General features: G+C 60.2%; 17 protein-coding genes. 8 read left to right on the forward strand and 9 right to left on the reverse strand.

The features are described from left to right. Window positions 1–5: 5 nt before the first annotated feature. The gene (locus tag DRET_RS08180; protein ID WP_015752070.1) at window positions 6–689 is read right to left on the reverse strand and encodes a Crp/Fnr family transcriptional regulator; all 684 of its coding nucleotides are present in this window, start codon (window positions 687–689) and stop codon (window positions 6–8) included. A gap of 631 nt (window positions 690–1,320) precedes the next feature. On the opposite strand from DRET_RS08180, the gene DRET_RS08185 reads away from it, so the two are divergent. Then, entirely contained in the window at window positions 1,321–1,815 is a 495-nt protein-coding gene (locus DRET_RS08185) for a rubrerythrin family protein (protein ID WP_015752071.1), read from the forward strand. Between the two features lie 118 nt (window positions 1,816–1,933). Here DRET_RS08185 and DRET_RS08190 read toward each other — a convergent pair whose 3' ends face one another. From DRET_RS08190 to DRET_RS08210, 5 genes are all read right to left on the reverse strand, one after another. Then, window positions 1,934–2,695, reverse strand: a complete 762-nt coding sequence (locus DRET_RS08190; protein ID WP_015752072.1) for an ABC transporter ATP-binding protein — start codon at window positions 2,693–2,695, stop codon at window positions 1,934–1,936. Window positions 2,696–2,907: 212 nt separating this feature from the next. Beyond that, on the reverse strand, window positions 2,908–3,687 hold the full coding sequence (locus DRET_RS08195) for an ABC transporter permease (RefSeq protein WP_015752073.1): 780 nt from the start codon (window positions 3,685–3,687) through the stop codon (window positions 2,908–2,910). A gap of 4 nt (window positions 3,688–3,691) precedes the next feature. Then, a complete protein-coding gene (locus DRET_RS08200) occupies window positions 3,692–4,666 on the reverse strand; it encodes an ABC transporter substrate-binding protein (protein WP_015752074.1) in 975 nt (324 codons plus the stop codon). A 155-nt stretch (window positions 4,667–4,821) separates the two neighbouring features. Next, on the reverse strand, window positions 4,822–8,352 hold the full coding sequence (locus DRET_RS13030) for a PAS domain S-box protein (RefSeq protein ID WP_015752075.1): 3,531 nt from the start codon (window positions 8,350–8,352) through the stop codon (window positions 4,822–4,824). Window positions 8,353–9,075: 723 nt separating this feature from the next. Beyond that, a complete protein-coding gene (locus tag DRET_RS08210; RefSeq protein ID WP_015752076.1) occupies window positions 9,076–9,900 on the reverse strand; it encodes a DUF169 domain-containing protein in 825 nt (274 codons plus the stop codon). A gap of 371 nt (window positions 9,901–10,271) precedes the next feature. Here DRET_RS08210 and DRET_RS08215 point away from each other — a divergent pair, with 371 nt between their 5' ends. Further along, entirely contained in the window at window positions 10,272–10,742 is a 471-nt protein-coding gene (locus tag DRET_RS08215) for an SRPBCC family protein (protein ID WP_015752077.1), read from the forward strand. 154 nt (window positions 10,743–10,896) lie between these two features. On the opposite strand, the gene DRET_RS08220 is transcribed toward DRET_RS08215, so the two are convergent. Continuing rightward, a complete protein-coding gene (locus DRET_RS08220; RefSeq protein ID WP_015752078.1) occupies window positions 10,897–11,274 on the reverse strand; it encodes a pyridoxamine 5'-phosphate oxidase family protein in 378 nt (125 codons plus the stop codon). Between the two features lie 227 nt (window positions 11,275–11,501). Between DRET_RS08220 and DRET_RS08225 the strand changes: the two genes are divergently transcribed. The 6 genes from DRET_RS08225 to DRET_RS08250 all read left to right on the forward strand — a co-directional run bounded on the left by DRET_RS08225 (window position 11,502) and on the right by DRET_RS08250 (window position 16,777). Then, window positions 11,502–12,665, forward strand: coding sequence for a tetratricopeptide repeat protein (locus tag DRET_RS08225; protein ID WP_041281962.1), 1,164 nt, complete (start codon window positions 11,502–11,504; stop codon window positions 12,663–12,665). Window positions 12,666–12,730: 65 nt separating this feature from the next. After that, window positions 12,731–13,564: a DUF3450 domain-containing protein gene (locus DRET_RS08230; protein WP_015752080.1), complete on the forward strand. Its 834-nt coding sequence runs from the start codon at window positions 12,731–12,733 to the stop codon at window positions 13,562–13,564. After that, window positions 13,564–15,006, forward strand: coding sequence for a MotA/TolQ/ExbB proton channel family protein (locus DRET_RS13035; protein ID WP_015752081.1), 1,443 nt, complete (start codon window positions 13,564–13,566; stop codon window positions 15,004–15,006). The genes DRET_RS08230 and DRET_RS13035 overlap by 1 nt, the downstream gene beginning before the upstream one ends. Beyond that, the gene (locus DRET_RS08240) at window positions 14,996–15,652 is read left to right on the forward strand and encodes a MotA/TolQ/ExbB proton channel family protein (RefSeq protein WP_015752082.1); all 657 of its coding nucleotides are present in this window, start codon (window positions 14,996–14,998) and stop codon (window positions 15,650–15,652) included. The genes DRET_RS13035 and DRET_RS08240 overlap by 11 nt, the downstream gene beginning before the upstream one ends. Beyond that, complete coding sequence (locus DRET_RS08245) at window positions 15,639–16,067, forward strand: ExbD/TolR family protein (protein ID WP_015752083.1); 429 nt, start codon at window positions 15,639–15,641, stop codon at window positions 16,065–16,067. The genes DRET_RS08240 and DRET_RS08245 overlap by 14 nt, the downstream gene beginning before the upstream one ends. Next, on the forward strand, window positions 16,064–16,777 hold the full coding sequence (locus DRET_RS08250; protein WP_015752084.1) for an energy transducer TonB: 714 nt from the start codon (window positions 16,064–16,066) through the stop codon (window positions 16,775–16,777). Before DRET_RS08245 ends, DRET_RS08250 begins: the two co-directional genes overlap by 4 nt. 160 nt (window positions 16,778–16,937) lie before the next feature. Here the strand turns inward: DRET_RS08250 and DRET_RS08255 are convergent, their stop codons facing one another. Continuing rightward, entirely contained in the window at window positions 16,938–17,756 is an 819-nt protein-coding gene (locus DRET_RS08255; protein WP_015752085.1) for a glycerophosphodiester phosphodiesterase, read from the reverse strand. Window positions 17,757–17,759: 3 nt separating this feature from the next. Beyond that, entirely contained in the window at window positions 17,760–20,117 is a 2,358-nt protein-coding gene (locus DRET_RS08260; RefSeq protein ID WP_015752086.1) for a GspE/PulE family protein, read from the reverse strand. Between the last annotated feature and the right edge of the window lie 332 nt (window positions 20,118–20,449).

Genomic DNA, 20,449 nt, shown 5'->3' on the forward strand with positions numbered 1-20,449 from the left:
ACGACTCACTCCACTCCGTGGCTCAAACGTTCCAACCCCGCCCGGTCATGGACCCGGATGGCCCGGCCGTTGACCGAAACAAGCCCCCGATTCTGCAACCGCTTGAAGACCCGGGAGAGTCCTTCAGGGGTAGCTCCGAGCATTTTGGCCAGTTCCCGATGGGTCAGGGGCAATCGGATATCCAGGGTCTCCCCGTCAGCCACCCGTGGCGCGGCATGGAGCAAAAACGTCGCCACCCGTTGCGGCAGTTCTTTGAGCGACAGGGTTTCCACCAATTGCATGGATTCCTTGAGCCGCCGTGAAAGGACCAGAAGCATAGGAAAAATCAGCGACGGCGCTTCCCGGGCCAGATTTTCAAAGGTCCGTCCCGGCAGAATCACAATCTCGCTGGATTCCAATGCCGCGGCATTGGCTGGATATCCCTGCTCTTCAAAAGCCGCGCACAGACAAAACGGCTCCCCCGGGCCGAACAGATACAAGGTCTGCTCCTTGCCCTCCGCAGAACTGCGGTAGATTTTCACCTGTCCGGAAAGCACGAGATAGAAGGCGCGGACCGGCTCCTCCTGACTGACGATGATCTCCCCCGGCCTGAAGACCTTGACCCTGGCCTCGCGAGCCAGCAGGGCCAGCTGGTTTGCATCAAGGTCCTGGAAAAAAGCGATCTCGCGCAACCTGTCCACCGTTTGCATACCATGTCTATCCATTTGGTAAATAATTCCAGCAGTGTCCACCGCTTCCCGCACCGGCGTGACACTGCCTTGATCTGCATCAATGCCCCGCCGGCCCGGCATTGGATATAAGCATTGCAACACAACGCCCAGGAAGACAAGGCATCATTCGGGAGGTCTCGATCTCAGGCGCAGGCACCAGGTTCCGGCCGCTGCCCAGAAAGGGCAACCATACGGTACCCGCCTCTGGGGAACCATCGCTTCACACAAACGGGATTCTTGTTTTTTTAAAAGGACTTTGATATTCTGCAATTGTGTTTTCCCTCTGCACTGTGGCCCTGTCCTCTGTTGTAGCAATCCTCCTTCCGGGCAAAGCCGGGGCCTGATCGGGTCCCGGCTTTGCTTTGGGCCTGTCCCGTACTCCCATTCCCACCCAAATTCATAAAAAGGCTTACTTTTTCCGCTCTGTTGCCATTTAAAGCGTGTGCAACGCGGTGCTCACCCCCTTGAGATCTCCTGCGGACAATTCGTCTTGTGTCCTCTCCGGAGTCCTGCTACCTCTCACTGAGATCGTGAAATTCCTCTCTTAATTCGATAACGTACGCAACGCCTCAACGACTGGCCGCGAAACCAGTCCAACAAAGGAGCATGTATGTCCCAGACCAAAGACAATCTGAAGACGGCTTTTGCCGGCGAATCCCAGGCCAACCGCAAATATCTTGCCTACGCCGAGAAGGCGGACAAAGAGGGCTATCCGCAGGTGGCCAAACTCTTTCGCGCTGCGGCCAGGGCCGAAACGATCCATGCCCACGCCCATCTCCGCCTGCTCAAGGGCATCGGCAGCACCGAAGACAACCTCAAGGACGCCATTTCCGGGGAGAGCTACGAGTTCAACACCATGTACCCCGAAATGATCGAACAGGCCAAAAGCGAAAAGGAAAACGCCGCCGCTCGCTACTTCGGCTTTGCCAATGAAGCCGAAAAGGTCCACGCCGAACTCTACCAGAAGGCCCTGGACAATCCCGCGGGCCTGCCGGAGGTCGATTATTGGATCTGCAGCGTCTGCGGGCACACCATGGAAGGCCAGCCTGAGGAGAAATGTCCCATCTGCGGGGCGCAGCCCTCAGCCTATTTCCAATCCGAATAACTTCTGTCCGCCTGCTTGGACGCAGAAAGCCCCCGGCGACTCCCGCCGGGGGCTTTCTGCGTGTCTCACCTGAATGCGATCGCGCAAAGACCTTCAAGACTGCGGGGCGGACGGAGCCTCAGCCGATATCCTCCCACAACAGCCCCATGATCTCTCGCTTGATGCGTGTAAATTCTGGCGAAAGCGTCGCTTCGTGGTCACGGGGACGCGACAGGGGGATCGGGATACGCTCTTTGATCGCCCCGGGGCGGCGGGACATGACATAGACGGTGTCCGCCAGCAAAATAGCTTCGTCGATATCGTGGGTGATAAACAGGATGGTCGATTCCTCTTCACGCCAGACATCGAGCAAAAGCTCCTGCAATATAAGCCGGGTCTGAGCGTCCAGGGCGCCGAAAGGCTCATCCATCAACAGCATCTGGGGCTGATTGGCCAGCACCCGGGCAATGGCCACCCGCTGCTTCATGCCCCCGGACAACTCCTTGGGCAAAGCGTTTTCAAAATCCGTGAGCCCGACCAGTTCCAGATACCGCCGGGCGATGCGTTGCCGTTTCGCGGTCGGCACCTGCCGGAGTCTGAGACCGAACTCGATATTCTTGCGCACCGTGAGCCAGGGAAAGAGGGTGTAGGACTGGAAGACCATGCCCCGTTCCGCGCCGGGACCGGTGATCTCCCGGCCCTGCAGGCGGACACTGCCTGAGCTGGCCTCTTCGAGTCCGGCCACGATATTGAGCAGGGTCGATTTGCCACACCCGCTGGGACCGACCACAACGGCAAATTCCCCGGTCGCAATCTCCAGGTCGATATTTTCCAGGGCGTGGACCGGCCCTTTGGCGGAGTCAAAAACCTTCCCCATCGCATCCAAAGCCAAAAGCGGCATACCTTTCCTTTCCTTCGAATCCGTGAACGGTTCTCTCAGGCCGTTGACAATCTCCCAATGGCTTCGCTGCTGCACAACGTTCCCCCTTGCACGTACGGATACGTACGCTGCGAACTTGAACGTTGTGTCGCCGTCCCTTGGGATTTTTGAACGACCTGCATTATACGGAATTTTTCAACAGTCAGCGAAGGTTCCTTCTCCAAGTGGGCGCATCACTGTTTCTCGCTCCAGGGTACGACCAGCCGGGTGAGGAGTTTGAACAGACAGTCCGTGGCCAGTCCGAGCAGACCGATAATGATCAGCCCGGCGAAGATACGGTCGATGGCCAGAAACCGCTGGGCCCGCAGGATCATATACCCCAGCCCGGAATTGGCGGCCACGAGTTCGGCCACCACCAGGTAGGTCCAGGCCCAGCCGATGGTGATCCGGAGATTATCCAGAATACCAGGCAACGCGCCGGGAAAGAGCACCAAACGATAGGACTGGGCCCGGGATGCCCCCAGCGTGGCCGCCGCTCGGGTCAGATCCGCTGGCACAGCAGCCACGGAATCGACGACCATAAGCACGAGTTGGAAAAAGGTCCCCAGAAAAATGACCACAAATTTCTGGGCGTCACCGATCCCGAAATAGAGCAGGGTCAAAGGGACCAGAGCCACCACCGGCAAATACCTGGCGAATTCGATCAGCGGTGCGCAGATCGCCGCAGTGCGCTTCGACGTGGCGATGGCCAGCCCCAGGGGAACGCCAAACAGTACTGCCAGGGCCCAGCCGACCATGACCCGGTACGTCGAGGCCCAGGTGTAGGCCAGGAGGACCCCTTCGCGGTGCATCTCCACAAATGCCCCCAGGACCGCATCGGGACGGGGCAGGAACAATTCCTTGACCCAGCCGCTATAGGCGGCCAGGGCCCACAGGGCCAACAACACCAAAAAGGACAGGGCGATCAACCCTGTCCTTTTGCCGTGTTTTGCAAAGAGGCGGCTTTGAGCCATACGACTAGTCAGCAACCTGGTTGACGTATTCGGAGGTCACCAATTCCTCGGCCTTGACCGGCGATTGGATAATGCCCTTCGAGCGCCAGAAATCCAGGGCCCGGTCTGCCACCTCGTAAATATTGCCGGAGGTCGAGGGGTCAAAAAACGTTTTGTTCCCCTTTTCGCCGATAAAGCGGACCCCTTCGGCCATGCTGGCCATCTCTTCGGTACTGAGCCCCATCGCCTCGGCCATAATGGCATTGCCCTTGTCAGGATGGGCTCGATACCAGTCAATGGCCCGGAACCAGGACCGGGTCAGACCGGCGGGGACCTGAGGGTGCTCGGCCACGAAGTCGCTGTTGAGAACCACGACATCGACAATAGTCTTGGGCATCTCCGCACTGGAAATGAGCACGTGGCCGCCCTCGCGCTGATCGCTCTTGGAGAGCCAAGGCTCCCAGGTCACTGCGGCATCGAGCTTGCCGGCCACAAAAGCCGCGCCAGCGTTGGAGGAGCCCATCTCGTGGAAGGTCATGGACTGCTCGTCGACACCGTATTTATCCAGGATACTCAAGAAAAAGAAATAGGAGGTCGAGGATTTGTCGAGGCCGATGTCCTTGCCGGCCAGATCCGCAACACTCTGGATCTCCTCAGTGGCGATGATCCCGTCCCCGCCGGCGGATTCATCCATGGCAAAGACAACCACTTCCGAAGTCCCTTTGGCGAAGTGGATGACTTCACGGTCGATGACGTTGCCCAGGCCGTCGATATTGCCCGAGGCCAACGCGGCAGCGTACTGGGCCTCGTCCTCGATGATAAAGAGGTCCATATCGATATTTTCGTCTTCGAAATACCCGTTTTCCTGGGCGATATACAACGGTCCATACCCCACCCAGGTGGCGTGGGCCAGGCGGACCGGTGTCATTTCAGCCATCGCGCCACCGGCGCTGAAAAGACAGAGCAGGACAACAAACAGAACAATTCGGCGGATCGGCATGAGACACTCCTCCAGTATGATTTGAGAAAAAATCCTCATAGTCGATTTCCCCATGAAAAGCAAGACATTGCCGCTTGCGCTCAAAAAAAGACGGCCCCCGTGATTCGGAACCGTCTTGCTTGCAGTCTGGAGCCGCTTGCCCCGGGCAGGAGACCTTATTCGTCAGCGTCGAGTACCCGGCGCACCTTGCGGGCGAGTCCTTCCATGGAAAACGGTTTCTGGATAAAGGCGAGCCCAGGCTCGACCATGCCCTGTTTGACAATGACATTATCTGTGTAGCCGGACATATAGACCGTCTTGATCTCTGGGTGCTCCGCCTGAATCCGGGCGCGCAGCATCTTGCCGTTCATTCCCGGCATGACCACGTCGGTCAGCATAAGCTCGATCGGCGTCTTCGTCTTGGCAGCCAAGTCCATCGCCTGCTGCGGGCTTCCGGCGGCGAGCACGGTGTAACCGTATTCTTCGAGCACGGACCCGATCAACTCCAGTAATTGCTCCTCATCCTCGACGACCAGAAGCGTTTCCCGGCCTGTCAGAGGACCGTGATCCTCCTCTTGGGTCGGCTGCACAGCCTCTTCGATGACCCGCGGCAAATAGATCTTGAAGGTCGTTCCCGATTCCATCTCACTATACAAGTGAATAAAACCCTGATTTTGCTGAACGATACCATAGACCGTTGACAAGCCGAGGCCGGTCCCCTCCCCTTTACTCTTGGTGGTGAAAAAGGGTTCGAAAATCTGCTCCTGCATCTCCGGGGGCAGCCCCTTGCCGCTATCGCTGACCGCCAGGAGCACATATTCCCCGGCCTCCACGGAGAGCAGGCGGCTGGAGTAGGCCTCGTCCAGCACGACATTGCCGGTCTCTATGGTGATGGTCCCGCCTTCGGGCATGGCGTCCCGGGCGTTGACCACGAGATTGGCCAGAATCTGATCGAGTTGGGAGGGATCGAGGCGCACATTCCACAACGACGTGGCCGGAACAAACTGCAGTTCGACATCCTCGCCGATCAAGCGGTCCAGCATCTTCGATTGATTCTCCAAAAGCGTATTCAGGTTCAACACCTGCGGTTGGGTAATCTGCTTGCGGGAAAAAGCCAGGAGTTGACGGGTCAGGTCTGCGGAGCGCTCTGCCGCCAGATGGATCTGGGTCATGGCTTCATACAGGGGATGGCCACGATCCATCTGCAATAACGAGGTGTCGGTATACCCGAGGATGACGTTGAGCATATTGTTGAAATCGTGGGCTACCCCGCCTGCCAGCCGTCCCACCGCTTCCATCTTCTGCGCCTGTTGGAGTTGATCTTCCATGCGTTCCCGTTCAGCCGTGGCCTGCTTGACCTGGGCTTCCTGTTCGATGGTATACAGGGCAAACGCGACGTCGTTGGCCGCTTCCTGAAAGAGATTCTGTTCTTCAGGATCATAGCCACGTCCCTGGGGCAGGGCCACGGCAATGTAACCGAAAAAGCGGTCTGCATAGCGCAGGGCCACGCACAAGGTGTCAAAGGTCTGGCACGTGTTTTCCTGGGGACACCCCGCGCAGGCGCCCTCGGCCTTGGGGACGAACAGGACCTCGGTCTTGGAATCTAGCAGCCGGCAACACGGCGGCAACATGCCGGCCTCGATGTGCTCTGCCAGCGGTTGGAAGATCGGCGAATTATCCTCACCGGCATGGTAATAGGTCTGGGGCCTCCCGTTGGCGTCGGTCCGGATGACCAGAGCGCTGCTGTAGCCGCGGTGGGCGACCATGAGTTGATTGGCCTTGCGCAGGAGTTGTTCGGCGTCCTTCTCACGAGTGATGAGCTGGTTTACTTCCCTGATGGCCCGCAAGACAAGGTTGAGGTGCTGGATACGCTCCTGGGCTTCCCGGCGCTCGGTGATGTCTGAGGTGAAGCCGTCGATGAGAAAACTCCCATCCTCGAGATAGCCGCTCAAACGGGCGTTCATCATGAACCACCGCCGGGCGCCGTTGCGGCGAAATCCTTCATATTCGAACTGCAGGATCTCGCCCTCGCGCTGTAAGCGGTCAAGAAAAACACTCCGCCGCTCAGAATCGGCATAGAGATCAACAAAAAGATCCTGGTACCGTTCCAAGGCCTGTTCCGGGGAGTCGCAGCCCACGATCTCGGCCATCTTCGGATTGACCTTGAGGACCCGGCCCGTGGAGGTGGTCCGGAAAATACCCACCGGAGCGGTGTCAAAGAGATACCGGAGCTCCGCCTCACTGGAGCGCAGGGCCTCCTCGGCCTCTTTAAGCTCCGTGATGTCCTCAAAGGAGGCGAAGACCTCGAGGGGTTTTCCACTGTCTCTGGAAAAAAGAGGCACAGCGCTGACGCGGATCCAGACAAATTTCTGGCGGCCGGGGTGAAACACTCCAATGACCACACCGGCCACAGCCTCACCGGTCCGTAGGACCTCCATGGCCGGATGCTCTGACATCGGGAAATCTTGGCCGTCACTGTCCACACACTTCCAACTGGGATCGAAAGGACGGCGGGCTTGCAACTGGTCAAGGGTCAGCCCCAGGATGCGCTGCGCGGCGGGGTTGGCGTCAACGATCCGGCCATCCGGTGCATGGAAGACGACTCCCTGGCCCATGAGTTCAAAGAGGGCCCGGAAGCGGGTTTCGCTTTCCTGAACCCGTCGTTCCTGCTCGTATTGCTCAGTGACGTCACGAAAGACCAGGACGACTCCGGTGATTTCCCCGTCACAGACGCGGATGGGCGCAGCACTGTCCGCAATCTGACGCCGGGTCCCGTCGCGGGCTGTGAGGACCGTATGGTTGGCCAACCCGACCACCATCCCCTCCCGCAGGACCCGATGGATCGGCGCTTCGACCTCTTTGCCGGTAAGGGCGTTGGCAATAGCGAACACCTCTTCCAACGGCCGTCCCAGCGCTTCTTTCTCGTCCCATGCGGTCAAATGCTGGGCGACCTCATTCATCCTGGTAACGCGCCCTTGCGTGTCCGTGCTGATCACGCCGTCGCCGATGGACATCAAGGTCGTGCGCAGATCCTCCTCACTTCGGCTCAAAGAGGCAATTGCCCGGTTGCGCTGGCCTATATACCGGCGCAGAGAATACCAGCTCAATACAGCCAAAACGGTGACAAACACCAGAATACCGAAAAGCGTCCAATAGAATTGGGCCAGATCAAAACGTATTTTGCTGTGCAAGGCCTCAATCATGGCCTGATTGCTCTCGACGACCTCCTGATAGACGCTGTCGAGGCGCTGATCCCTCGGCGACCCCACCTGGGCCGTGCCCTGCTCCCGGAGGGCCCAGCGTTCCAGCGACTGGGAACGGTACTGCGCAAGCGAGCCCCTCAGGGAACGGATCTCCCGGCGGAGTCCGGCAGTCTGGACCGGGCGCAACGGCTCCCCGGCCCCCATTCCCCCTTCGAGCATGGCTACCGCCAGGGCCTCGGCCTGGTCCAGATGGGTCATAAACGTGTCCCGCTCTACCGTCGGGTCACCGAGAAGTCCCTCTTCCAGCCAGATATGGGCCTGAGAGACTTGAAACTTGATCTCCGTAGCCGTGTGCACCAGCCGGGCGTGATGGACCGTCATCCGCCGGCCGGTGGACCAGGTAACAATAATAGCGATACAAATGCCCAACACGCACAGCCCGAGAACGGCATACAATCGAACCGGTTTCTCAGGTGTATTCGGCAAAAACGATTCACGGGCCATGGAGTGGGGCTCCTTTAGCTGGCAGAGCAGACGTCGTATTCATTGTCGCTACTTGTGGAAGCGTTGAGACAATCAGCGGGAAAACCTGTTCTGCCACTTTGTTACCACTGACGAAAAAATGACAGGACGGAACTGTGAAAGAAAGGAAACAGTGATCTGCGCATTATCTGAGCAGATCCACCTCCAAAAAGAAACCCTTTTGGGGTGACTTTTCCAGACATGGGCATAAAATCCGCGAAATTCAGGTCCACGAACCGGTTCACAACTCTGGAATCGTCGTGCAAGCAGCCGGCTGGCTCAAGCAACAAAGCTGCCAGAACCTCTCGTAAACCGTTTTGGCTCTTCGTCACAGGGCATGGAATTTCAGACGCAAAAGTTTGCCGTCTCTTCTGTGTGCTTCGAGCGAAAGGCCCGCACATTTTCTTGGTCCCGCCAAAAGGGGGAAACCGGACCGCGAACTGAATGCTCCCAGGCGGATTTTGATGCAACAAGGGCCATCTTCGACACCTGGAGTTCTGCTTTACTTGAGAGTCCGGAGGGGGCAAGGATCCCCCTTTGGCGGGATTTAGAAAATACCGGGCCGAAAGTGGGCACACAGAAGAGACGGCAAATTCCAAAAATCCATAGGATCCGTCAAAGAACCACCGTTTTTCAGACCACAAAATCGCATCGCTCTGTGATGCAACCAGTTGTCACTCACCGCCGCCTGGTATCGAGCTGGCTTCAATCGGTTTGCGTACCAGTCAGCCCCTGCCATGTTGGACGGTCGAAAAAACTCCCTTCTACATTGGCTTCCATCTCCTGGTACAAGGACCACGGCATGGAAAAGGTCAGCAGGTCGCGGCCCAGGAGTTTACGGACATGAGCCCGGGCTGAAATATCAGTCAGGCCGACCACAGCCCTGGGGTGGGCCTGGTTCTCTTCCGCCAAGGGCAGGAGCCCGACACTTTGGCACCCTGCGGCAAACGGAATGCGCACCGCATCAATGGACTGCCGCCCGTAATTGGCCAGAACGACCAACGCGGAAAGCTGTTCCGCGTTGGCGAGGAAGGTGACCACTTTGGGCACCTCACCCTGGGTGACCTGGGACAACGGCTTCATGACCACGTATGTGGCCGGGATGTCCTGAATCGGCAGGGCATCGACAAAGTCAGCCACTTCCCCGGGGCCTTTGCGGTATCGCTCCCCCTGGAGAAATTCGTCGACAAAGTGTCTATCCACCCCAGCTTGGTGCATCCCTTCGCCGATCTGTTGGCCCGTGACCCATTCGGCATTGCCGCAAGACAAAAAGTAGTGGAATCCCTGTTCACCGCCGGGAAATTCCGTATAGGTATTGCCGAATCCCAATCCGACACCGCCGCCCCAGCATCCATAGGTTTCCCTGTCAAAGACCGCGGCCCGGCCGCGGGCCGCATTGGCAAAACCGAACATGACACAGCTGAAGCGTCCCTTTTTGAATTGCAGCGCCTTTTCGGGCTTGTCCTCGGCCCACAGCATGGCTACGGGTTCATAGGCAGGGGCCAGCACATTCTGGATCTTACTCTGCATGCCGAAACTCCCTTGGATATGGCTGGTTGCCCTCGCATCAGCATCAAAATGACACCGGGTGCGGGGGAGGAATTCTCCTGCCGGATACCAGATCCAGGACAAAGACAAAAGGACCACAGGGAAATCATAAAAATTTTGCGCCCTTTTTCTCCCCCTGCCCGCCCTCGGACGACCTCCCCCGCGGTTCTGAAGTCAGAGCCCGGCCTGGAAACGGTTTAGCCCCAACCTACCGCTGCCTGTTGCCAAACTGTGCCCCGGTCCTCACGGTTGTCCCCCGGGGGACAAACCAGCGCTCTTTTTCCGTGGCAAAGGCCCATGTGCAGAACCAGAGAAAACCATGTGGTCGTGGACAAAAAACAATGGAGAAGGCCATGTTCTACCGCCTCGACAGGACGCAGGACCTCGCCCTGGATATCCACTCCGCCTGGTCCTTTTTCTCAGATCCGACAAATCTGTGCCGCATTACCCCGGACTGGCTCGGCTTCACCATAACCTGCCCCACCCCCGAACCCATGTACGCCGGGCAGATCCTGACCTATACAGTCAAACCATTTCCCGGTCTGGCCTGGCACTGGGTCACGGAGATCACCCACGTCCGCGAACCCCGTTTTTTTGTCGACGAACAACGACTGGGCCCCTACCGCTTTTGGCACCACCAGCACATTTTCGATCCTCTTCCCGGCGGTGTCCGGATGCGCGACACCGTCCATTACGCCCTGCCCTTCGGGCCGCTGGCCCGCCTGGGGCACAAACGTATGGTTCGCCCCAGACTTGAAGCCATTTTCGACCACCGCTACCATGTGCTTGCCGAGCGGTTTGGAGTTGCCCAGATCGCAAGCTAAGTGGCGGCAGGGCACAATCAGGTTTGGCCGCGCGACAACACCCTGCTTTCCCCTCATGCGACAGCGGTAACCACCCGCGGGTACTGCCCTCAAAAAAAACGCCCGGACAAAGCATGGCTTTGTCCGGGCGCGTGCCAGAAAGATTTGGCGAAGGTTATTTGTCCCCAGAGCCGATCAAGGGCAATTCTTTGGTGATGGAGAAAAAGACCAGAAAGAGATCTTCGTCCTTGTCTTCGGCATAGGTCCGGCGACGCATCTCCTGCAACCGCTCGGTGTTTTTTTCTTCACTGAGTTTTTTGAGATACAGCCGTTTCCCTTTGTATCCCTTGCCTCCTTCCTTGAACAGGTAGACGGCCTTGGGATTGGACTGCAAATTCGCATGGGACAGGCGATCGCGCATGATCAGGGCCAGGGAGCCGTCGTCCATAATGTGCGGCCGGGCGTAAATGGCCGCGTCGACATTGCCCTGACTGTCCGCCGTGGACAACACGCCGGTCCCTTCGGTGTTTTCAAAGTACTCGCGTAATTCCATGTCCGTCTCCTTGGCTTGACGATATATGGCCTGGAACCTGACTCCGTCAGATCAGGGGGCCGCCCCGCGATCTGACTGTATGGTTCCAGACCGGAACAATTCGAACCCCAACACACATAAGTACAGGCAGCGTATTGACAAGGGACACTCTCGCATTTCTTGCTTCCTCCGGTCAGCAGGGGACGGCGCCCCGTATTGCCAGGGACTGCTTTGCCCGCTGGGGGCTTGTGATCGTCCTGGTTGTGGCAGTCCTGGGCTACACGGGGACAGTGCAAAGTGCCACACAACAAGAGGAACTCCTGTACCGGGCCGACCAGGCCTATCAAAACCAAGCCTATCACAACGTGCTCGACCTTCTGGCCCCCTTGCTCCAGCCCGACGCTTCGCCAGGGCATGCGGCTGTTTTTCTGTTGGCCGGCCACAGCCAGATGGCCTTGGCCCGTTACGACGAGGCGGTGCGACTTCTGCAGCGGGGATGCGAGCGTTTCCCGGAACATGTCCAGTTGCGCTCCAGTCTGGGACAGGCCGCACTCCAGGCCGGGGACAACGCCAAAGCTCTCACCGCTCTGACCCGGGCGAGCACTCTCAATCCCGACGCCCAGCGTGTCCCTCGGCTGCTGTACCAGGCAGCCGTAGCCGCATGGCGGCTGGAACGTCCTGCGCGCTGCAGCGAGCTTCTCCAGGGCGCCCTGAAACGACAGCCCGGGCCGGCCCCGGAGCATTGGCTGGAATTGCTCGTTCACGCCAACCTTGAAACCGGGAACAGGGTCAAGGCCCGCGAGGGGAGCGATGCCCTGCTCGAACGCGCCCCGGACAAAGCCCGCTACTGGCGATTAGCCGCACACGTGGCCTGGGCAGGCGACAACCGCCTCCGAGCCGCCGTCTGTCTGGAAACCGCCGCCCGGCTCTCCCCCCCAACACCGGATCAACGACGGTCCCTCGCCGACCTGTACGCCTCGCTGGACGCCCCGCTTCGAGCCGCGGCCCTCCTCCAGGACATCCCGACGCCCTCCCGCACCACTGCGGACACCCTCCGCTTGAGCCGACTCTATGAACGGGCTCTGCGCCAAGAAAAAGCGATTGCAACCCTTGACCAGGCTCCGGCTACGCCGCAAACCCGCCTGCGCCGCGGTGAAATCCTGTATCGTGGCGGCCGCTTTGCCCAGGCCCAGACCACGCTGGCCTCCATCTGTGACAGCCGCCACTCGCGGGCCTGTCTTTTGGCGGGCTACGCCGCATGGCACCGCACACAATGGGACCAGGCCCGCGGCTTTCTCTCACGCATCGGCCCCAACGCGACCTGTGCCGATCAAGCCGCCTCCGCCCTGGCCGTCCTCGATTCCCTGGAGGAGACTTCCCGTCCGGAGCAGCCCGGCAGAGCCACAGATTGAGCTTTGTCCGGCAAACCAGTACGATGCCCGCGCATCGACACTGTCCTCTGACCAAGCGAGACCGCATGTCCCTATCGCCCTTGCTTCCTTGTCCTGCTTCGCTGTCCTTCCGGCGCAGTGCCGCGCCCTTGGTCCTGGTGCTCCTCTTCCTGGGGGGAGTTTTCCCCGGTCTTTCGACCGCCCAGGCCACCAATGCGACCCAGCCTGCAACAGCCCTCTCCCAGGCCGTACGCCAGGAGATCGAAGCGCAACGCCAAGCGGGCCGATGGACAGAAGAAAAACAGGCCGTGATCCAAAAGCTGCTCGACCTCAAAACCCGGCTGGCCTGGACGGAATTCAAGAACAGACAGCTGACGGCGAGCACACAACGCACCCGCCTCGAACTCGAACGGGTCCGCCAGGAAAACGAAAATCTCAAGGCCCTCCGCCGCCACTTGGCCCCCTCCCTGGAAACCGTGATTGAGGAACTCGCCACCCTGGTCGAAAACGACCTCGCCTTTCTGGAATCAGAGCGCCGCGACCGCCTCGCCTTTCTGCGTCAAAGCGTTCTCGACGCCGAACTCGACCTGGCAACCCGGCTTGATCGGGTTTTGCAAGGGCTGCTGGTCGAGGCGAGCTACGCCGGGGACATCGCCTTGCACACGACTCGACTCGAGCGCGGCACCTCCTCGCTGCAGGTGCGCCTGCTACGGCTGGGACGACTGGGCAAATACTACCTGAGCCTTGACGGCAGCCACGGCGGGTGGTGGGACGCCCGGGAGCAACAATGGCGGGACCTGCCAGGATCGCTTCTGCCCGAACTGCGCCGCGCCTATGCCATCGCCGAGGACAGGGCGGCCGCCGAATTCGTCAGCTTGCCCCTTCCCCATTCAGGAAGCGCTACCGAGGAGGACCGCTAATGCCTCCACTGCCAACGGTTGCCAAACGGACTTGGGCGCTCTTCGGGCTTCTTGCTGTGCTGATAGGGATCCCTGTCTGCGCTGCTGCAGGCAACTGGACCGCTGTTCGCGAGACCCTTGTGGACACCGCAAACCGGACCGAGGACCAGGCCCGGCTGACCAGCACACTGGTCCAACAGGACAAAACCGCCCTGCACAATCGGCTCGAGAGCCTGCAAAAACGCTTGCGTGAAGAACAGGCGGCCCTTGAAGCCAACCAAGCCTCCCTGACCCGGGCCAAGGACCAATTGGAAGCCGCACGCCGGGAACAATCCCGGGAGCAGGAAACGATCCGCCAGATCAAATCAGCTTTGTCTGCCGCAGCTGGCGACCTGCGCCAGCAGCTCGATCAATCCGCCCTGGGCGCCGAGATAGGGAACAGACCACTGCTCGACCGGTTGGAGGGAAACGGGACGCTGGCCTCCATGCAGGACATCAACGCCCTGGTATCCCTGTTCTTCTCCTATATCGAGCGCTCCGGCGAGGTCCAGCGTTTCAAGGACCAGATCATCACCTCCGACGGCTCGTCTGGACAGGCGGATATCGTCCTGGCCGGGCCATTGACCGGGTTCTACCGCACCGCCCAGGGGAAAACCGGGTTTTTGAGCGGCGCCGCATCGGAAGGCTCCTCCCTGCAAGCGCTCCCGGCCAGCCCCTCCTGGTTCACTGCCCGCCGTATCGGGAAATTTTTCGATGACGAGACCAATGTCTTGCCTCTGGATCTCACCGGCCGGGCCAGGGACCACCTCCGAGACCAAGACTCCTGGCGCACTTGGATCCGCCGGGGAGGGGTGTTCATCTGGCCCCTTCTGGCGGTCGCCGGTGTAGCTCTCCTGCTGGCTCTGGAACGAGGACTGGCCCTGCTCCGCCTCGGCTCGCCCCCACCCGCTTTGATCAGGGAAATTGCCGATCTCGCCTCCCGAGGCAGCCTCAACGAAGCCATACGGCTGTGCCAAAAGCAGCGCGGCAAACCGGCCTGTCTGGTCCTGGGACGGATCCTGGAACGCGCTCCGGCCCCCCGCCAGGCCATTGAAGACGCCCAGCACGAAGCGATTCTCAATCTCATGCCCAGACTGGAACGGTTCCTGCCGACACTCCAGGTCCTGGCGGCCATCGCCCCGCTCTTGGGGCTGCTGGGAACGGTGACCGGCATGATCGGCACCTTCCAGACCATCACCATTTTCGGAACCGGGAAACCCGAAATGATGGCCGGCGGTATCTCCGAGGCGCTGCTGACCACCCAGTTCGGTCTGGCCATAGCCATTCCGCTGCTGCTGGTGCACCACCTCTTTGATCGAAGGGTGGAGCGTATTGTCGCCGACTGCGAAGAAACAGGCGCGACCTTGATATTGGGCTTGCAACAGGGCGGGGCCATCCTGGCGGAGGACAGCGATGGTCAATGAGATGCTCTGGCGTTTCTGGGAATTTCTCCAGACGGGGGGCGGGATCATGTGGCCTTTGCTGGCCGTGTCCGTCTGGATGTGGTGGCTTATCCTGGGCAAACTTGCTTTTTTCTACCGTCAGCGGCGAGCCCTGCTCCCCTGGACCTCCTGCCGGGACAATCTTTTGCGGCACCAACCGGTGGGCGCCGTCTGGCAAAAGACCCTGCTCCAGACCGCCCTCAAGTGGCATATCCAACCTCGGCAGCACTACACGGCCGCGCTGAACAAGACAGCCAGGAAACTGGAACGCAACGTCGGCGCCGGTGTCCAGACCATCCTGGTCCTGGCTGGAGTGGCCCCGTTGCTCGGGCTGTTCGGTACGGTCGAGGGCATGGTCGACACCTTCACTGTCCTGGCCCACGCCGGAAGTGGCGGTGCCTCCCCCATGGCCGGCTCCATTTCCGAGGCCCTGCTCTCGACCCAGGCGGGGTTATTGGTCTCCGTGCCGGGACTGGTCCTTGGGGCCTTTCTCCAGCGCCGTGCCGAAGGAACCAGACGGCGTATCCGGCATCTGGCCCTGCAACTCTCCCGCGAACAGGCGGCCTTGTTCCATACAAAGCACAAGGGTCCAGGCGACCAGGAAGGGGGACAGCATGGCCTCCGGTAGGCGCTACCGCCAAAGCGACAAGCGTTCGCAGACCGAGCTCAATCTGACACCGCTGATCGACATGGTCTTTATTCTGCTCATATTTTTTCTGGTCACTTCGCATTTCGCCCGCGAAACCGGCATCGAGGTCAGCCGTCCCGAGGCGGCCTCCGTGGAGTCGGCCCCGGCACAACACCTGCGTATCACCATCCGGGCCGACAACCAGATTTTTATCCGCGGCCAGCATGTCGATATCCGCCGCCTGCAAGAGCACCTTGAAAGCCGTCTTCGCGACCAGCCACTCCAGGCCGCCGTGGTCACAGCAGACGAAGCCAGTCGATCCGGGACCCTGGTCCAGGTCCTGGACGCCTGCCGCCTGAGCGGACTCGACGACGTCACCGTCGCCGGCCGCCGTCCGGAGGAAAGCGGACCATGAGCGGTTGGGCGCGCCGCACCGGGCTTGTCCTTTTGGCTCTGGCGGTCAATGCCCTGTTGTTCGGGACTATTCCCTACTTGACTCAGGTCCAGGATCAACGTTTACGCTCCCGGCAACACCACGACCCACCCCAGGTCCACCACCAGGTCACGCTCGAGCCCGAGCCGGCCGATCCAGCTCCGGACGCCTCGTCAAAGCCCCAGGAGACTCCCTCCCCAGCTGCGGCCCCATCACCAGCGCCCCAGATGCCTGAGGCCGCGCCTTCGCCCCGGCCCCAGACGCAGTCCTCGCCCCGTATTCAGCGTCCTGCGCTGGACTTGCCCGCTCCGCAATGGGAACCGTCAGCAATCACGCTCCCCAAGCCGTCTCCTTCCGAAAGGGGCCCCAAATCGCCGGGTTCCGGGTCACCTCTCGAGGCCCCTGCCCTGGACCGGCAGCCGCGCCTGGTCAGCCATCTCCGGCCTGTCTATCCCTATAAGGCCCGTCGCCAGGGGCTAAACGGCACGGTTGTTGTCGAGGTGCTCGTCTCCGCCAAGGGCCGAGTCGCCAAGGCCAGGGTGGTCCGGGCGACTCCCGAGAACGTTTTTGAAGACAGCGCCCTGAAGGCGGTGCGGCAATGGCGGTTTGCCCCGGCAACAGCCAACGGAAAACCGGTACGGGCCAGAGTCCGCATCCCGATCCGTTTTTCACTGGAAAACCAGAACCCTTGAAACCGATAGCGGGGGGCCAAATGTTCCTCGTCACGGACGATCGTGCGCCTCCCGCCGCCCACGCCTGGATCCCCATTATGACCGGAGCCAGAAGAGAAGACATCCCCAGGCAGGAGCCTGGGAACGAAGAGCAAGTGGGACCATGCAGAAAGCGGGGGGGTCAGGACGGAGAGGAGAAGGTCTGGACCATCTGCCGGGGAAAGTCGGTGAAGATGCCACTGGCTCCAGCGGCGTGCCACTGCTGTGCCTCGGCCGCAGTATTGACCGTAAAGACATGGACATCGAATCCTTCGCCGCGCAGCTGCTGCACAAGGTCGCCGGAAAGTCCATCCCGGTGGGGGTGGTAGGCGGCGGCGCCCAGTTTCCGCAACACCCCAAAGACCCGCGGCGGAGGGCGAACGGCCAGCAAAGCGGTTTTCATCTGCGGGGCCAGATCACGGACAAGACGGAGATAGGCGGGGCGAAAGGAGGAAAAAAGCACCAGTTCTGGTGGGATGCCGCTGCGATGCACGGCTTCGAGGACGGCGTTCACCACCGTCCGGTCTGCGAACACGCCGTATTGATCCTTGAGTTCAATATTCGTCAGGAAATCATGCTTTGCGGCAAAGGCCAGGGCTGTGTCCAAGCGCAGGACGCGGGTCGCGGCCAACGAAGCAAGAACCGTGTCGTCGATCTCTCCCGCGGCAACGGTCCCAAAGGGATCCCGGGAAGCAAACCAGGAGCCAAAATCAGCGCCGAGCAAGTCCGAAAAGTTCAGGCGGGAAAGCAGTCCGGTCGTTGCGGGTCTGCGGGCAACCCAATCAGACGTGCGGTACAAGGTGTGGTCGTGGACCAGGACAGGGATCAAATCCCGGGTGAGGCGGACATCGGTCTCCCAGCCGTGGGCCCCGCTTTGCTGGGCCAGGAGCAAAGCGATCCATGAATTTTCCGGGGCGTGCGCCCTGGCCCCGCGGTGGGCAAAAACACGCCAACCGGCCATGGCTCAGCTTCCTCCGACGGCTTTGCGGACCTGACTCACATCCGTCAACCCCTCAATGACCTTCAACAGGCCATCCTCCTTGAGCGAGAGCATGCCGTCCTCCACCGCTTGGAGCCGCAATTCCTCCGTGGGCTTGCGGTGTTTGATGCAGGTCTTCAACCCCCCGGTATTGAGCATCAATTCATGAATGCCGGTCCGGCCGCGATACCCGCCCAGGCACGAGGAACAGCCGTGGGGCTGGTAAAGAACCGGTTCAGCCCGCCATTGTTCGGGGACCGCGGTCTCCCAATTCGTGCCGAATTCCAGACGCAACTCCTCTATCTCCTCGGCAGACGGCGTATATGGTTTCTTGCACCGCGGGCACAAGGTCTTGACCAACCGCTGGGCCAGCACACAGAGCAGGGAATCGGCAAAATTGAAGGGATCCAGTTCCATGTCCAGCAAACGGGTGATGGTTTCCGGAGCGGAATTGGTGTGCAGGGTTGAAAAGACGAGGTGCCCGGTCAGCGAGGCTTCCACCCCGATATGGGCGGTCTCCTCGTCGCGCATCTCCCCGATCATGATCACGTCCGGGTCGGCGCGCAAAAAGGATCGCAGCGCCGCGGCAAAGGTCAGACCGATCTTCGGCTGGACCTGGAGTTGGCGCAGGCCGGTCTGGGTGATCTCCACCGGGTCCTCGGCGGTCCAGATCTTCCGATCCGAGCTGTTGATATAGCTGACGGCAGAGTGCAGGGTCGTCGTCTTTCCCGACCCCGTGGGCCCGACGACCAGCAACAGCCCGTAGGGGCGATAGACCATGCGTTTAAAGGCCTCGAGGACGCCGGAATGCAGCCCCAATTGCTCCAGAGGCAGCGGTTTGCCCGAGGACAAAACCCGCATGACCACATCCTCCTGCCCATCGACCGTGGGCAGGGTCGCCACCCGGTATTCGACCACCGTGTTCATCCCCGGCAATTTGAGCTTGATCTTGCCGTCCTGGGGCAGGCGGCGTTCGGCAATGTCCAGATGGGCCATGATCTTGACCCGCGAGACCAGGGGGCGGGCCAGCCCGATGCGGAATTTGCGAAATTCATGGCAGGTCCCGTCAACGCGCAGCCGGATCGTGCAGGACCGGTTGCGGGAATCGGGCTCAATATGGATGTCCGAGGCCTGCCGCTTCCAGGCTTCGATAAGCAGGGAATTGACCAGCCGAACGACTTCGCTGTCTTCCTCCGAGACCTCTTCAACCCCTTCCAAACGGCTGTCGTCCTCGTCCAGGGCAACAACCTCCTCATCAAAGGAAAAAATTTCTTCAGAAGGCCCGAAGCTTTGGAAGAAATGGTCGATATAGGCCTGGATATCAGCCTGAAGGGCGACCTTGGGGACGATCCGGCTGGTGCCCAGAATAAACCGGATCTCATCCATGCGGCCAAGGTCAAAAGGATTGCTCATCAGGACCACGATGTCCTGCCCTTCTTCTGCAAAGGGGACCCAGCCGTAGCGTTTGAGGAAGTCCGGGTCCAGACTCCGTTTTTCAAAGAGCCCGAACGGCGGGTCAATCTCGCGGTCAAAAGCGACAAAATCGACATCGTAGAAAGCGCTCAGGGAGGCCCCCAGGACGTCACGGTCGATGCCGTAATCGCGAAGCAGGACCTGGTCCACATCACCGTCACGCTTATTGGCTTCCTCGGTGGCCTGCTGCAGTTGTTCTTCACTGAGCTGGCCCGAGGCGAGCAGCAGCCCGTAGCGGCTTTTCGGCTTCTCGGTCTGGGCGGGCAAAAGATGCTGGAGGCGGCCTTGCAGTCCTGGGTAATGGGGATCGAGGCGTTGGACCTTCCACAACGCCTGCCGGGCCTCATTCGTCTTGCCGAGTTGGAGATACCACCCGCTCAAGACGAATTGGAGATGGGCTTGGTCGGCGGGAGGGAATTCCTGCTCCAAAAGGGCGCTGGCGATAAAATCCGCCCCCTCCTGGTAGCGATTGCTGTGCTCGAAACATTCAGCGGCAAAGCGCAACAACACCGGATCCCGTTTGCCGTTGCGGTACTCGTGCAACAATACCGTCAGGCCGCCTTCATAATCACCATTGGCACACCGCTTGCGAGCCCGCTCCAAGACACCCTGGCCGGTGCCTAAGGCCACTTCGCCTCCTGCGGGTTCCTCCGCTCCGAGGCCGGGTTCACTGCGGCCAGCAAAATAGTCCTCCATTTTGCGCCATTGCTTGGTCAATCCCTTTCGGGCGGCCAGGGGTCTGGTCTGCCTGAGGACAAAAAGGGTTCGCTGCGCGGCGCGGGCGCTGGAACGCAGATCCCCCTGCTCAGCAGTCTCCTGCACGAGCCGGCGCCGCTGGCGGAGAAACGAGAGGAACCCTTCCCAACTCATAGATGGCTTGTTGCAACCTCGATATTTTCCAGGACTGAACGTCCTGATTGCTGGATTGGGGCAGAGGGTACGTTTTTCCCGCACACCGGGCAAGCCCGGCCGGGGCTGGACGGTCCCGCTGGGTGCCAGCCCCGGTGCCGAAAAAAGGCTCTTCGTCACAGGGCATGGAATTTCAGACGCAAAAGTTTGCCGTCTCTTCTGTGTGCTTCGAGCGAAAGGCCCGCACATTTTCTTGGTCCCGCCAAAAGGGGGAAACCGGACCGCGAACTGAATGCTCCAGGCGGATTCCGGTGCAACAAGGGCCATCTTCGACACCTGGAGTTCTGTTCCTC

This window comes from Desulfohalobium retbaense DSM 5692 (assembly GCF_000024325.1).
Lineage (GTDB): Bacteria > Desulfobacterota > Desulfovibrionia > Desulfovibrionales > Desulfohalobiaceae > Desulfohalobium > Desulfohalobium retbaense.